This is a genomic window from Kribbella sp. NPDC048837, from assembly GCF_055586945.1.
In genome coordinates this window covers 41,455-55,579 of the sequence record NZ_JBVJHF010000016.1, presented here as the reverse complement: position 1 = coordinate 55,579, position 14,125 = coordinate 41,455, and the positions used below count along the sequence as shown (strand labels likewise).

Genomic DNA, 14,125 nt, shown 5'->3' with positions numbered 1-14,125 from the left:
CCCCCTCACGTCAGGGCTTCGCCATGCGGGCTAAGCGGTGTGAAGTTGGCGGCGGCGGTACAGCCAGACGCCACTCAGGGCGAGGGCCGCGCCGCCCAGCGCGGAGGCGCCGGACTGCACGAACTGGCCGCCGTTGCCGTCGGACGAGCTCTGCGTCGTCACCTTGGCGGGTTCGGCCTTGGTCGGTCCGGTGATCTGGTACTTCCGGTCGTACTTCGGGTAGTTGTACTCCGTCGTCTGCCCCGAACCCGGGAAGCCCGACCCTTCGTCCGGCCAGGGCGCGGTCTGCGACGTGGGTCTGGGCTGCGGGTCCTGCTGCGTGGCCGAAGCCTCGGTCGCGGTGAGGACGACGGTGCCCAGCGCAACGGCGGACACTGCCAGAGCTGAGTAGTACTTGCGGTTCATGACTTCTCCCAGGGGACTGTGCGACGCGGATCGCCGCTACCCCTTCACGGTCCGCCCGCACCCCCGGCAGCCACATCCGAGGGAAACCCTCAGATACGCGCCACAAACCCTCAGATCCGCAGCGCCTCAATCCCTAGGCGGACTCGCGGACGATCAGCTCGGTGTCGTAGATCTCCGGGCTGTGCAGGTCGGCGCCGCCGATCTTCGCGAGCAGGATCTCGGCCAGGCGGGCACCGAGCTGCTCGACGGGCTGGCGGACCGTGGTCAGCTTCGGCGTCGTCGTGGTCGCCAGCACCGAGTCGTCGAACCCGACCACCGCGACATCGCCCGGCACCCGGCGGCCGCGCTGCGACAGGACGCGGAGCGCCGCGGTCGCCATCAGGTCGGATGCGACGAACAGTCCGTCCAGGTCGGGGTGCTCGTCGAGGAGCCGGAGGGCCGCCTGCTCACCACCGTCGGCGGTGAAGTCGCCGTACGCGATGGCTTGGGGCAGGCCGGCTTCCTTCATCACCTCCTGGTACCCGGTCAGCCGGTCCAGGCCCGCGGTCATGTCGAGCGGGCCCGCCACCGTCCCGATCTTCCGGCGGCCGATCGACAGCAGATACTCGACGCCGGTCCGGGCGCCCGCGACGTTGTCCACGTCCACACTCGCCACCGGCACGTCGACGCCGAGCGGACGGGCGCTGAACACGATCGGCAGGGGCAACTGCGCGAGCTCCTGCAGCACGTTGTCCCGGCCGTGGTGGCTGATGATGATCGCGCCGTCGACATGCCCGCCGCGCAGGTACCGCAGCAGGCGCTGGTCGTCCCCCTCGGCCGGCTCGATCAGCAGCACCAGCTGGGACGAGGTCGGCGCGAGCGTCAGGCTGACGCCGCGCAGCATGCCGGCGAAGAACGGGTCGGAGAACACCCGGCTGTCCGGCTCCGGCACCACGATCGCGATCGAGTCGGTCCGGCGGGTGACCAGCGCGCGGGCGGCCCGGTTCGGCACGTAGCCGAGCTGGCCGATCGCCCGCTCGACCGCGGCCACCGTGTCCGGCAGCACCTTGGGCGATCCGTTCACGACCCGCGACACGGTGGCGCGAGACACCCCGGCGAGCGCCGCGACCTGCTCCAACGTCGGAGAACCAGACTCGTTCATCGGTCCTCCCGGGGTCGGTGGGCTTGCGTTCACACCGTAGTACTTACCCGGTCGAACGCGCGTCAGGATTCGGTCGTGTCCCGACCTACCCGCTCTTCCTCGTGTTGGCGGCTTTGTCGGCCAGGTCGAGGGCCTGCTTCCACGCGGCGTCCGGGGCCTGTTTGCCTTCGTCGACGCGGGCGAGCGCGGCGCTGAAGACCTGGTTGATCTCACCGTCCCGCGGACCCTTGTGCTGCTTGAGGATCACGTTCCTCGCCCGGTTGATGAAGATCTGGCCCACCGGTGCGTTGTTGAAGTAGGCGTTCACCTGGGACTTCACCTGCGGGTCGCTGTAGGCGTCCAGGGTGGACGGGAACGAACCGACCTTCTTGAACACCTTGACCTGCTGTTCCGGCGCGGTCAGCCACGCGGCCAGCCGGGCCGCCTCGGCCGGCTGCTGCGACTGCTTCGGCACGGTCAGGTAGGACCCGCCCCAGTTGCCGCCCCCGCCGGGGAAGACGTCGGCGACGTCCCACTTGCCCTTGCCGTACGTGCCCGCGTTGTCCTGGATCACGCCGAGCAGCCAGCCCGGGCACGCGATCGTCGCGAACTTGTCGGTGCGGAAGGCCTGGTTCCACGGGTCGCTCCAGGCCGGCAACCGGGCCGACAGCCCGTCCTCGCTGCCCTGGACCACCTGGTTCCAGGTCCGCCTCAGCAACGGGTTCTCCGCGCCGAGGAAGCGGTCCTGGTTGGAGTAGTAGGCCTGGATCAGCTGGTTGCGCATCGCTTCCCAGGTGAGCACCGCGGAGTCGTACCAGGCCGAGCCGGGCACCTTCTGCTTGAACTTGCGGCCGGCGGCGAAGTACGACGGCCAGTCCGCGAACAGCTTCGCCACCTGCGCGCGATCGGTCGGCAGGCCGGCCTTCGCGAACAGGTCGCGGCGGTAGCAGATCGCCTCCGGCCCGATGTCCGTGCCGTAGCCGAGGATCTTGCCCTCCTGGGTGGTCGCGCCGGCCACCTTCCAGTCCAGCCAGCGGTCCTTCAGGTCGTCGGCGCCGTAGTCGCGCAGGTCGACGAACTGGTCCGCCTTGGCCAGGTACTTGTAGATCCAGCTGACCTCCATCGCCTCGATGTCGGCCATCCCGGAGCCGGAGGCCAGGTTGGTCTCCAGGTTCTTGATGTGCGCGTCCACGGTCGGGGCGCGGCGCTCGACGATCTTGATGTTCGGGTGCTGGGCCTCGTACTCGCGGTACAGGTCCTCGTAGCCGAACTCGTTGAAGGTGGCGATGGTGAGCTCGATCTTCGGCCCGTCAGCTTCGTTGCCGGAGGCATCGGAATCACCGGGCCCGCCGCAGGCGGCGGCCAGCAGGACCGCACCGCAGGCGAGCAGTACTGCGATGGGGCGATAGCGGGCACTGGGCCGCATGGGAAAGCTCCCTGGAACTGGACGGAGTTGAGAGCGCTCTCGGATCGCGAAAGTGTGCTGAGTTTTCAGCGTTGCGCCCGGATATGTCAAGCACTCGGTCGTCACGCTGAGATACCGGCTCTTCCAGGTCAGTACATAGTGTCAGCCGTGGTCACGCTGCGAACCCCGCCGACTACCCAGTGCGCCGCTGACCGGGAGTTCGCTGTGAGTGATCATGCCCCACTTCACGGGAGCAGGTCGCGCACCACCGCGTCGGCGAGCAGTCGGCCCTTCCGGGTCAGGACGAGCCGGTCGTCGCGGTGCTCGACCAGGTCCGGCATCTGCTCGGCCGCGGCTCGCCCCGCGTCGTCCAACACGTCCAGCGGGAGCCCGGCGGACAGCCGGACCTCGAGGAGTACCCGCTCGACCCGGCGGGTCTCGGCGTCGAGGGTCTCGCGCGCGTACGCCGGACTGTCGCCGGCGTCGAGGCGTTCGGCGTACGCGCTGGGGTGCTTCACGTTCCACCAGCGGACGCCACCGACGTGGCTGTGTGCGCCCGGGCCGATCCCCCACCAGGTATCGCCACGCCAGTAGAGCTCGTTGTGCCGGCAGCGCGCGTCCTCGGTGCGAGCCCAGTTGGACACCTCGTACCAGTTGAGCCCTTGCGCGGAGAGCATCTCGTCCGCCAGCACGTACTTGTCGGCCAGGTCGTCGTCATCGGGCATCGGCAGTTCGCCCCGTCGTACGCGACGAGCCAGCTGAGTGCCGTCCTCGACGATCAGCGCGTACGCGCTGACGTGATCCGGCTGCGCCGACAACGCGGACTCCAGCGAGGCTCGCCACTCGTCGATCGACTCCCCCGGCGTCCCGTAGATCAGATCCAGATTCACGTGCTCGAACCCGGCCGCGGTCGCCTCCTTCACCGCCTCCAGCGCCCGGCCCGGCGTGTGCTGCCGATCGAGAATCCGGAGTACATGCGTCGACGCACTCTGCATCCCGAAGCTCACGCGCGTGAAGCCGGCTTCGAGCAGTGCCTCGAGATACGCCGGGTCGACCGACTCCGGGTTGGCCTCGGTCGTCACCTCGGCGCCGGGCGCCAGGCCGAACTCGTCGCGGACCGCGGCCAGTATCTTCCCGAGATCACCGGCCGGCAGCAACGTCGGCGTACCCCCACCGAAGAACACAGTGTCGACTGGACGGTCCAGGTCCTTCAGGACTCGCCTGGCCTGGCGGACCTCGGCGACCGCGGTATCGGCGTACGACGCCTGTGACGCACCGCCGCCCAATTCCTTCGCGGTGTAGGTGTTGAAGTCGCAGTAGCCACAGCGGGACGCGCAGAACGGGACATGCAGGTAGAAGCCCAGCGGGCGGGATCCGGCCTCGCGGACGGCGGCTTCCGGCAGCGACCCGTCCCGGGGCGCAACCTCCCCCTCGGGCAGTGTCGACGGCACCCCTCCATCGTACGGACGCGGATTATTGACGCGATCGCAGTGCTGCTGAAGTGGCGGAGGGTGCTGATCCGATTACATTCGGCTCATGGAGACCGAGGCTCCTGATCAGTGTGGTGCTGTTCCTCGCCGGCTCCGCGCTGTGCGGGATGGCCGACTCGATGCTGTGGCTGGTCGGCTCCCGGGCGATCCAGGGTCTCGGCGCCGGCGGGCTGATGGTGACCGCGATGGCGGTGATCGCGGACGTCGTACCGCTGAGCGAGCGCGGCAAGTACCAGGGCGTGATGGGCTCGGTCTTCGGCGTCGCGACCGTCGCCGGGCCGCTGCTCGGCGGACTGTTCGTCGACCACCTGAGCTGGCGGTGGGCGTTCTACGTGAACATCCCGCTCGGCATCGTCGTCCTGATCGTTGCCTCGATCACCCTTCCGTCGGTGAAGGCCGCGGTCGAGCCGACGATCGACTATCTCGGCATCCTGTTCATCGGGCTGGCCGCGACCGGGCTGACGCTCGTGACCACGTGGGGCGGCATCGAGTACGCCTGGACGTCGACGGTCATCATTGCGATGGCGATCGGGTCGGTGCTCGCACTCGTGCTGTTCGTGGTGGTGGAACAGCGGGCTGCGGAACCACTGCTGCCGTTGCGGTTGTTCCGGTCCAGTGTGTTCACGGTGTGCGCGGTGATGAGCTTCATCATCGGGTTCGCGATGCTCGGCGGGGTCACGTATCTGCCGACGTACCTGCAGTTCGTCCACGGCGCCTCGGCGACCGAGTCCGGCTTGCAGATGCTGCCGCTCGTCGGTGGTCTGCTGGTCGCATCGGTCGTGGTCGGTCAGATCATCAGCAAGACCGGGCGGTACCGGCTGTTCCCGATCGCCGGGACCGTGCTGATCGGCGTCGGGTTGTGGTTGCTGTCGCTCCTCGACAACCAGACCTCCTACCTCGAGATCGCCGGCTTCATGATCGTCCTCGGGGCCGGCGTGGGACTCTGCATGCCGGTCCCCACGGTCGTCGTCCAGAGCACCGTCGACTACGCCGACCTCGGTGTCGCGACCTCCGGGGTGAGCTTCCTGCGCACGATGGGGAGCTCGTTCGGGGTCGCGGTCTTCGGGTCCATCTACGCCCACCAGCTGCCGCAGAATCTCGGTAGTGCCGTCCAGGCCGCTCAGATCGACCCGCGGCTCGCGACCACGGTCGACGGCGTCCGGAACCTGCCCGAACCCGCGCGCTCCCTGGTCACCGCCGCGTACGCCGACTCCCTGCACCTCGTCTTCCTCTGGGCCGTCCCCGTCGCGGCACGTCGGCGAGAACTTCGCCGCCCCCGCCTCGTTCGACTCCGAACGCGAACTCCAGAAGCTCGCGGCCCTCGTCGTACGCCACCACAAACGCAACCCCGCCCCGAAGTCCTCGCGCAGTCCGGCATCCCGCTGAACGTCGCTCAGGCCTGGATGATCATGCGCGTCTTCCGCGGCGGCGCCGGCAACGGCTCGGCCACCCTCGCCGAGATCACCGGCGACCTCCGCGTCCCACCCGGCGTCTTCGAACCCCTCGCCACCCAACTGGTTGCCGACGGCTACCTCTCCGAGACCCTCGGCCACTACCGCTTCACCACCGCCGGCCTGGAGATGTTCCAGCGCTTCGTCGGCGCCTTCCGGATCTGGATGCTCGACCCGCCTCGACGACTGGGACCCCGAGAACACCGAAGCCTTCTCCTGCGCCATAGACCGCCTAGCCGCCCAAATGATCGACCAAGGCCAATCCCTAACCACCGGCAAACACGCCGCCGCCCTCATCTCTGTCTAGGTTCTTGCCCAGCTCGTGGAGGGCATGTTGCTCACGGCTCGAGGACGCCGAGGTGGCCGGCCGCCTCGATTACCTCGGCGAGTAGTTCGAGCCACTGGTCGACGTCGGCGGCGTTCAGGCCGACGTCGAGCCCGAGGCCTTGGCCGCCGGCGAGGTATACCTGGGTCACACCACTCTCGCGCGCGGCCGTCAGGTCCTCGGCGATCTGCTTGGGCGATCCGCCGAGGAACGGCCGGCCGGACCCGATCGGATCACGGGTGATCGGGGTCGGCCAGGGCACCTGGTTGACCACCATGAGGTCCGCAGGGTCGCGGCCCGCCTCCCGGGCGGCGTCGTAGAACGCGGACGCGACGCCGCGCAGTTCCTCCGCCGAGGACGTGATCGGGATCAGCCCGTCCGCGATCCGGCCGGCGCGCTTGATAGCGGCCGGCGACGTCCCGGCCAGCAGTACCGGAACATGGGCCTGGACCGGCTTGGGGTTCACCTGCGACGACGCGATCCGGTAGAACTCGCCTTCGTGCCGCACCGGATCCGGACCCCACGCGGCCCGCATCGCCGTGATGAATTCCTCCGTACGGGCGCCTTTGCGGCTACTCGACACGTTCGCCGTCTCGAACTCGTTGTGCTGCCAGCCCTGGCCCAGACCGGCGATGACCCGGCCGCCGCTGAACTGGTCCAGCGTGGCGAGCCGGCGGGCGAGCATCACCGGCACGTGCAGCGGCGCCACCAGGACCGCCGTACCCAGCTTGATCCGCTCGGTCGCAGCGGCGACAGAGCTCAGCGTCTCCAGCGGCTCGTAGACCGAGCCGTAGAAGTCCGGCAACATCTCGGGTTCACCTCCCGTCCACAGCACGACCTTGTCGAGCGGACGGAGCAGGCGTTCGAACGTCCACACGGCGGCGTAGCCGAGCCGCTCGGCTTCCTTGGCGACCTTCACGATCGTCTCCGGCGAGGTCTGCGGCCCGGCGGTGGGCAGTGCGAGACCGAGTTCCATGGGTCCTCCAGCAGGTGGAATTCATCAACGTTGTCAGGGATCGCGGTCCCGGCGAGTCAGCGATGGCACGGTTCTGCGCGCGGCCGTATGCCCCCGGGGATCGGCGGTCCTGCCGACGCGGTGGCCAACCTCGGGCAGCGGCGCTGCATGAGGGGGTCGCCGACCGTCTCGTCGGACTGATCGGATCAGGGCGGCTCGCTGACGTGCCGAGTGGGTCCCTTTCTTATATATTAGAACCTGTGCCCAATATAGTAGATCCGCTGGCCCAACAGATCGCAGCCCGCATCCGCAGCGAACGGGAACAGCGCCGATGGACCCTGGCACAGCTCGCGGACGCCTCCGGGGTGTCCCGCGCGATGATCAACCGGATCGAGCGCGCCGAGAGCAGCCCCACCGCCGTCGTACTCGGCAAACTGGCCGCTGCCTTCCAGGTCTCCGTGTCCGCCCTCCTCACCCCGGCCGAGGCCACTGGCGTGCACCGGATGGCCGACGCCACCGAATGGCACGACCCCGCCACCGGATACCGCCGGCGCCAGATCACCGGGCCGCGTTTCCCCGCAGACATCGCCGAGGTCCACCTACCGCCCGGCGCCCGCGTGCCGTATCCGGCAGCATCGCTGGCCTTCCAACGGGAGGCCGTCTGGGTACTCGACGGCCGGCTGACCTTCCACCAGGGCGATACGGTCCACGAACTCAACCCCGGCGACTCGATCGAGGTCGACGAACCCGTCGCGTGCGTCTTCGCGAACACCAGCAACGCCGAGTGCCGCTACGCCATCATCCTCGCCCGCGTCGACAGCCCGTGAGCCGTCCCTGCATCCGATCATCTCAGCGGAAGCAGTTGCCTGTCGGGCTGCGGGTGGGCTGGGTTGGTGATGTCAGATTGAGGCCGGCCTTGTTGCTGGGGGTGCGGAGTTCGAGGCAGTTGGAGTCGACTGTGTAGGTGAGCGTGCCGCGGAGGTTGCCGATCACTGCGCGGTCGAGCCGGGCTGGATCGCCTGTGCAGGCAGCGGTTGTGACGGTGAGGTGGCCGAAGCTGAGCGTGTTGCCGGTGTGGCTGACCGGACTCGTGAACGTGTTGCAGCCAGTCGAGCCCGTGGCTTGGTTGCCGGTGATGGTGAAGTACGCCGTCTCCGCGTCAGGGAAATGATCGAGGGCCGGGCCGGCAACGACTGAGTCGACGAGCCATGTGGTGCCTTCGAGGGGCAGGTCGGGTTCCACGATCTCGCGGTCCTTCAGGACGAGCGTCGTACTGGCTCTGGTGATGGTCAGTACGTCACCTTCGAGCTTCCACGTCGGCCGATCCAGGAGAAGCTTCTCGAGCCACTGGTCCTGCGCTTGCCAGTCGGGACGGCAGCCGATGCCGGTACCAACGATCGTGTCGAACGTCAGCGTCCCGCCCGTGGTCGTGACCCTTCCGCTCAGGTCATTGCACCCGGCCCATGCCGACAGCGCGCCGTCCCGGAACATCAGCCGGATCCGGTGTTCCGACACCAACGGCCGGTCCTTGCCCGCCTCGGTCACGGCCACAGACAGGTACGTCTTGCCGACCGGCGACCCACCACCCGCCGCGCCAACAGACGCTGTGCTTGCACCCGTTTCACTCGCGCCAGTTGACGCGTCACTACCGCACGCGGCCGCGACCAGCGCTGCCGCCGTCATCACAACGCCGAGCAGTCGCATCACCGTTCCACCCCCGCCTAATTGTAGTGCTGTCGATGGGACACACGTCACACCTCGAGAGCTGTTACCTCTTTGGTCGCGGGCTCGTCGGGGTGAGTAGAAGGTCTACCAAAACGACGAAGGAGATTGAGATGGCTCGGCTGAACCCGCAGGCCACCGTCCTCGGGCCGAAGGTCGCGAAGCATCTGGTGTCGGCCCACAAGGCCGTCGCCGGTACTACGTTGCCGATGGCAACCATTGAACTGGTCAACATCCGCGCCAGCCAGATCAACGGCTGCGGCGGATGCCTCGACATGCACACGAAGGAAGCCCTGCACGCCGGCGAGACGCCGCTCCGGGTGAACCTGGTCGCGGCCTGGCGGGAGACGACCGTGTTCACCGACGCCGAGCGGGCCGCCCTCGAACTCACCGAGCAGTGCACCCGCTTCGCCGACGGCACCGGCGTCACCGACGACGCCTGGGAGAGCGCGGCCAAGCACTACAACGAAGAAGAACTCACCGCCCTGGTATGCCAGATCGCCCTCATCAACGCCTTCAACCGCATGATGGTCACCTTCCAGCAACCCGGCGGCAACTACCAACCAGGCCAGCTCGGCTAGCCACCCCAACTGCCGTACGGCGGTTAGCTCGGGAGGGGGTTGAGGTGGGTGCTCAGGAGGAGTGCGCCTGGGCGGCGGGCGTAGGCCGCTCTGCCGTGGGGGAAGCGGTGGCACTCGGCGCGCCAGAGGGAGCGGCAGGTTGCTGGGAAATCGGCGCGGATCCATTGTTGGCAGGTTTGGTGCACGAAGCATGGATCGAGGTCGGAGATTCGTGCGCCGGCGACGTCCAGGAGGGATCCGGCTTGGAGGTAATGGGCCAGCGGATCGGTGGGCTGCTTGACGTCGATGTGCGCGAGGATTGCCGATTGGACTCGCTCGACGTCTTGCGGTGGCGTGTCAGCGGGGGCGAGGGACTCCGCGGCCTCGGCTCCGGCGACTGTGAAGCATCGATCGGCAATCGGTTTGCGTAGGCCGATGTCGTGCAGCAGCGCGGCGACGTAGAACAGTTCCCGGTCGAGTACGGCGTGTTCGATTTGGGCCAGCGCCAGCCCGAAACACCACGTCCGCAGGGAATGCGCGTAGAAGTCGTGACCCAGGACCTCGAGACTGCGGACCTCGGCGTTCGTCGTCCAGGTTGTCACCGGAGGTTCCACGTCAACCTCCGGTGACAGCGGGCGGCCGCGTTTGCCCGCGCAGTACGCCGCCAACCCGAAGACCGTGGTGCTGAGTCGAGCAACCACGGTGGGCAACAGACAGACCTTGTCGCGCGGGCTGAGAACCTCCGGACCCCACATCTACTTCGACACCTTCACCTTCTCCGCCGAGTCAGGTGGTCGCACGCCCGGGGTCCAGAGTTCCTTGGTCTGGGTGATCCAGAAGGCGAGGAACAACAAGATCAGGGCGACCTCGACGCGCAGGAGCGAGTACGTCCAGTCTCGCCACCAGCCGAGGAGTCCGTAGACGACGAAGATCAGCATCAACGCCGCGATCACTCGGTAGATCCAGGTCACCCGGGCCTTCAGTCGTTCGCCGGTCTCGGGGTTGCGGGGTGCGTGCAGCGCGTTCAGCGCGACGATCCAGATGATCAGCGCGAAGAAGGCGACGGCCGCCACGTAATGCGCGTTGCGCTCGAAGGTGGAGCGGGACAGCACGAACCACAGGACGCCGACCACGAGGATCGCACTCGACACCCCCAGTGCCCGGTCCTGCGCGGTGCCCCACCGCTCGTCGTCCCCAGTCCCCGCGGGGTTGCGCTTGGTATCGCCCCTGATCCAGACCGACAGCAGCAGACCGAGCGCGCCGGCGGCGAACAAGGCCCAGATGTTGTTGCCGATGTTCGGCGACGCGTTGCTCGGCGTGTACTCCACCGACCAGCAGTCCCCCGGACCCGGCGTCGGTACCAGGGCCACGACCGGTGCGAACATCCCACCGATGTTCAGCAGGACGTTCTCCAGCGCCGTACTCCCCTTGAGCACGATCATGCAGACGCCGATCGCGAGCACCGAGCAGACGAACACCGCATGCGCCGGTGTGTAGTAGTACGCACTGATCGACCCCTGCCAGCACAGCGGATCGGTGTTGAACCGCTCGATCAGGACCGACGCGGTCAGCAGAACCAGAACGGCGATCATCGCGAGCCGCACGTTTCGATACGTCCTTGCCTCAGGACTGGCCATGACACTCCCCTCACTCACCACGGGTACTGCTATTGGCCGGGATCGTCTGCCGACTTCCCGGCTGTGCTGAATTCGACTCGTACCGATCCGTCGTCCGGCAGGGCGATGACGCCGTCGGCGGCGGTTCGCCAGCCGACGGGGAGGAGGTAGAACTTGTCGCCGGTGCGCTGGAGCAGGCGGAGGCCGTCGTACCGGAAGCCGTAGGCGGACGCGGGCTCGGTGATGCGGTACTTCGTGACGCCGGGGCCGCCGAGCTGGATGTCCTGTTTGCTGTAGACGACAACGCCCGTACGTTGATCGAGGCCGGCCACGATCTGGTGCGCGAGCCCGCGGCCGACGACGCCGGCGAACGTCGACAGCTCCCAGAAGATCGTGAGTGCGACCAAGGCTCCGACGAGCAGCTTCATCAGCGGCCAATGCCACTTGGCGAGCCGGCCGCCTTCGTCGTCGGACCGGGTCAGATCGTCGATCCGGCGACACATCACCGACGCGTAGCTGGAGATCAGGATGCCGACCGCCATGGCCAGCGGCACGATCAGTTCCAGCCACATCGGCCACACCAAGGCCGCGATCAGGCCGAGTGCCGGCAGCGCGATCCAGCTGAACCTCAGCCAACGGAAGCTCCTACGCCAGCCCGGCAGACCTCGGCCGTGATCGATCGCCGCCGAGATCTGCTCGTGCGCGAGCAGCCATGCGATCCCGGCACAACCCACCACCAGCAGCGGTACGAACAGGGTGTCGATGCTCCTGAGTACGTAGTCACGGGTGGACATGCCGAGGACGCTCTCCTCGAGCCCGAGCTGACGGGCCTGCTCATCGCTCCTCGCCCAGCCGAAATAGACGAGCAACGCAGTGGCCACGGTCAGCGGCGGACCGAAGACGCTGACGAGACTCAGCGCTGACCTCAGGACGTCGAACGGCTCATGTCCGGTTGCCTCGGGCTGTGCCGGATTCGCTCGACCTCGACGACGTCTGATTGTCGACAACGGATCGCTCCTTAGGATCCACAGCTGGTACCGGCCGCGGGCAGACCAGCCGAATACTCGAAGACCGCGCCCGATGGGCTGGTACGACGGCCGCCCGGCGACGTGACCGTGATGGGCACCTTCCCGGGACCGATGCCGGGTGGCGAGCACGCGTACATGAACTGGCCGGCGAAGTCGTTGCCGCTCGTGAACTTGGTCGCCTTGACGTCACCGAAGTACACCTCGGACACCTGCACGAGACCCGCGCCGACGATCTTCACCTCGGTCCCACCGGTGAGCGGTCCCGCGACCTGCTCGGGAGCGCTCTCGATCGGGTCTCTGAGCTCCAGCTTGTCGATGCCCCACGGGCAAGCCGTTCCGGCCGACGGGACGAGCTCCAGCCGAGCGCGCGGCTGCGCACGGTGCACGGAGACGAGCCGCTCCAGCAGCGACACCACCGAGCGCTCCAAGCAGCTCTGTGGTTGGCCGGCGAGGGCCTGCTGGGACTGGTTCAGGTACGCGATCGCGGTGCTCCAGCGCGCCGGGTCACCGCTCAGGGCGCCCAGGCAGGCTTCGCCGACACCGCGGTACGCCGAGCGCATCCGTCCGAGCGTGTCGCCTTCCACGACGGCCAGGTCCTCGCAGCGCCGTACGCGTTCCGTTCCGGTGGCGAGAACTGCGCGATGCGTCCGGCCGAACCACTCCATCGGCGGCGGCGAGTCGGCGGCAGCCGGGCCGAACGGGACCCAGGTCACCTTGGCGACTGCCACCTTCCGAGGGAACGTGCGTCCCTGGCCCGGCTGGGTCGAGGTCGTAGCACCTGGTCCTGTCGAGGTCGTCTGACTTGGCTTGCTCGAGGATGTGTGACCTGGCTGGGATGTCTTACCTGGTCGGGCCGTCTCGCCTGGCGTCGACGTGGGCCCGGGCGCGGGGGTCTGCCCTGGCGTGGAGGTGCGCGCCGGCGGGGTCGTCGTACTGCCTGATCCAGGCCACGTCGACGACGTACCGGTCGGTGCCGGCGTCGACGGCTGCGCCGGTGTCCAGGTCTTCGCCTCGCTCTGCCCAGGCGTAGGTGATGCCGCCGGGATCGCGTCTGCCACACCCGAACGAGCCGGGTTCGACCCACAACTCGTGACGGCCAGACACGGCAGTACGACCAGCAACGCCAGACGCCCCCGAATGGTCCTCATGATTCCCCCTCACCTATCCGGAGGAGAGATCGAGGCCGAAACGTACATCCCGCTCGAAAGAGCACCCATTTGAAGCAATCCGGTGATGAGTGGCGGATGCTTGGGGGGTGGATGCGGATGTCGCGGCGGCGATGGCCGGGAGCTTTCTCGGCGGGCTGCCGGCCGAGCTGGTCGAGCGGTTGCTGGCCACGGGTGACCGGATCGATTACCCGGCGGGTAGCACGCTCTATCGGGAGCGGTCGGCGCCGCGGGCGCTGCTGGTCGTCCACGGGCTGCTGCGCGTGTACATGTCGTCGCCCGAGGGTCGTCAGGTGACGGTCCGGTACGCGCGTCCCCGCGACGTACTCGGCATCGCCGTACTCGTCGGCGGTCCGGCGGACGTCGGCGTACAGACGCTTGCCGACTCGAGCCTCTTCCGGATCGACGCCGGCCTGTTGACCGCCACGGCGCGGGACGACAGCCGGGTCGCGTGGGCGATGGCGGAGGAGCTCAGCCGCCGCCTGTACGAGAACCTGCAGCAGACAGCGGTCAACGCCTTCGGCACCGTGCGCCAACGGGTCGCCGCGCACCTGCTGGACCTCGCGTCCACCCAGCAGAGTCCACGCGGTGAGCTCGTCGCTCGCGTGTCCCAGCAGGAGCTCGCGGATGCCGTCGGTTCGGTCCGTGAGGTGGTCGCGCGCGTGCTGCGGGACCTCCGGCTGGCCCAGTTGGTCGCGACGTCCGCGGACCGCGTCCACATCCTCGACCCCACCGGGCTCCACGACCAGACGTGGAACCCGGACGACGCGTGACCTCGGTTACTCCGGCGCACTACAAAAGTCACAGACACAGCGCGTCCGCGGGCGAAGACTGATGCCCTCGGCCCCGAATCCGTCGGGACCGATCGGCACCTCAGGAGTC

14 protein-coding genes and 1 pseudogene are annotated in these 14,125 nt (G+C 68.1%); 4 read left to right on the top strand and 11 right to left on the bottom strand.

Translation table 11 applies throughout. The features are described from left to right. Nucleotides 1–30: 30 nt before the first annotated feature. The 4 genes from ACZ6O0_RS42625 to hemW form a co-directional block, all read right to left on the bottom strand. Nucleotides 31–405, bottom strand: a complete 375-nt coding sequence (locus ACZ6O0_RS42625) for a hypothetical protein (protein ID WP_465770817.1) — start codon at nucleotides 403–405, stop codon at nucleotides 31–33. A gap of 133 nt (nucleotides 406–538) precedes the next feature. Further along, nucleotides 539–1,546, bottom strand: a complete 1,008-nt coding sequence (locus ACZ6O0_RS42620) for a LacI family DNA-binding transcriptional regulator (RefSeq protein WP_465770816.1) — start codon at nucleotides 1,544–1,546, stop codon at nucleotides 539–541. Between the two features lie 85 nt (nucleotides 1,547–1,631). Further along, the gene (locus ACZ6O0_RS42615; RefSeq protein WP_465770815.1) at nucleotides 1,632–2,951 is read right to left on the bottom strand and encodes an ABC transporter substrate-binding protein; all 1,320 of its coding nucleotides are present in this window, start codon (nucleotides 2,949–2,951) and stop codon (nucleotides 1,632–1,634) included. Nucleotides 2,952–3,175: 224 nt separating this feature from the next. Next, nucleotides 3,176–4,381: a radical SAM family heme chaperone HemW gene (gene hemW, locus ACZ6O0_RS42610; protein WP_465770814.1), complete on the bottom strand. Its 1,206-nt coding sequence runs from the start codon at nucleotides 4,379–4,381 to the stop codon at nucleotides 3,176–3,178. 50 nt (nucleotides 4,382–4,431) lie between these two features. On the opposite strand from hemW, the pseudogene ACZ6O0_RS42605 reads away from it, so the two are divergent. Further along, nucleotides 4,432–5,529, top strand: a pseudogene (locus ACZ6O0_RS42605) (MFS transporter); the annotation flags it as partial. 680 nt (nucleotides 5,530–6,209) lie between these two features. Here ACZ6O0_RS42605 and ACZ6O0_RS42600 read toward each other — a convergent pair. Next, nucleotides 6,210–7,172 (bottom strand): TIGR03619 family F420-dependent LLM class oxidoreductase, encoded by a 963-nt coding sequence (locus tag ACZ6O0_RS42600; protein WP_465770813.1) that lies wholly within the window; start codon nucleotides 7,170–7,172, stop codon nucleotides 6,210–6,212. Nucleotides 7,173–7,411: 239 nt separating this feature from the next. Here ACZ6O0_RS42600 and ACZ6O0_RS42595 point away from each other — a divergent pair, with 239 nt between their 5' ends. After that, nucleotides 7,412–7,978 carry a helix-turn-helix domain-containing protein gene (locus ACZ6O0_RS42595; protein ID WP_465770812.1) on the top strand — a complete coding sequence of 189 codons (567 nt, stop codon included), beginning with the start codon at nucleotides 7,412–7,414 and terminating at the stop codon, nucleotides 7,976–7,978. A 22-nt stretch (nucleotides 7,979–8,000) separates the two neighbouring features. Here the strand turns inward: ACZ6O0_RS42595 and ACZ6O0_RS42590 are convergent, their stop codons facing one another. Continuing rightward, on the bottom strand, nucleotides 8,001–8,696 hold the full coding sequence (locus ACZ6O0_RS42590) for an META domain-containing protein (RefSeq protein WP_465770811.1): 696 nt from the start codon (nucleotides 8,694–8,696) through the stop codon (nucleotides 8,001–8,003). A gap of 290 nt (nucleotides 8,697–8,986) precedes the next feature. Here ACZ6O0_RS42590 and ACZ6O0_RS42585 point away from each other — a divergent pair, with 290 nt between their 5' ends. Further along, nucleotides 8,987–9,454 carry a carboxymuconolactone decarboxylase family protein gene (locus tag ACZ6O0_RS42585; RefSeq protein WP_465770810.1) on the top strand — a complete coding sequence of 156 codons (468 nt, stop codon included), beginning with the start codon at nucleotides 8,987–8,989 and terminating at the stop codon, nucleotides 9,452–9,454. A 23-nt stretch (nucleotides 9,455–9,477) separates the two neighbouring features. Here ACZ6O0_RS42585 and ACZ6O0_RS42580 read toward each other — a convergent pair whose 3' ends face one another. The 5 genes from ACZ6O0_RS42580 to ACZ6O0_RS42560 all read right to left on the bottom strand — a co-directional run bounded on the left by ACZ6O0_RS42580 (nucleotide 9,478) and on the right by ACZ6O0_RS42560 (nucleotide 13,181). After that, nucleotides 9,478–10,188: an HD domain-containing protein gene (locus ACZ6O0_RS42580; protein WP_465770809.1), complete on the bottom strand. Its 711-nt coding sequence runs from the start codon at nucleotides 10,186–10,188 to the stop codon at nucleotides 9,478–9,480. Continuing rightward, nucleotides 10,189–11,070, bottom strand: a complete 882-nt coding sequence (locus ACZ6O0_RS42575) for a hypothetical protein (protein WP_465770808.1) — start codon at nucleotides 11,068–11,070, stop codon at nucleotides 10,189–10,191. Nucleotides 11,071–11,099: 29 nt separating this feature from the next. Beyond that, a complete protein-coding gene (locus ACZ6O0_RS42570) occupies nucleotides 11,100–12,056 on the bottom strand; it encodes a hypothetical protein (protein ID WP_465770807.1) in 957 nt (318 codons plus the stop codon). A gap of 11 nt (nucleotides 12,057–12,067) precedes the next feature. Then, a complete protein-coding gene (locus ACZ6O0_RS42565) occupies nucleotides 12,068–12,805 on the bottom strand; it encodes an IPT/TIG domain-containing protein (protein ID WP_465770806.1) in 738 nt (245 codons plus the stop codon). Between the two features lie 112 nt (nucleotides 12,806–12,917). After that, the gene (locus tag ACZ6O0_RS42560; protein WP_465770805.1) at nucleotides 12,918–13,181 is read right to left on the bottom strand and encodes a hypothetical protein; all 264 of its coding nucleotides are present in this window, start codon (nucleotides 13,179–13,181) and stop codon (nucleotides 12,918–12,920) included. A gap of 151 nt (nucleotides 13,182–13,332) precedes the next feature. Here ACZ6O0_RS42560 and ACZ6O0_RS42555 point away from each other — a divergent pair, with 151 nt between their 5' ends. After that, on the top strand, nucleotides 13,333–14,016 hold the full coding sequence (locus ACZ6O0_RS42555; RefSeq protein ID WP_465770804.1) for a Crp/Fnr family transcriptional regulator: 684 nt from the start codon (nucleotides 13,333–13,335) through the stop codon (nucleotides 14,014–14,016). The last annotated feature ends 109 nt before the right edge of the window (nucleotides 14,017–14,125 follow it).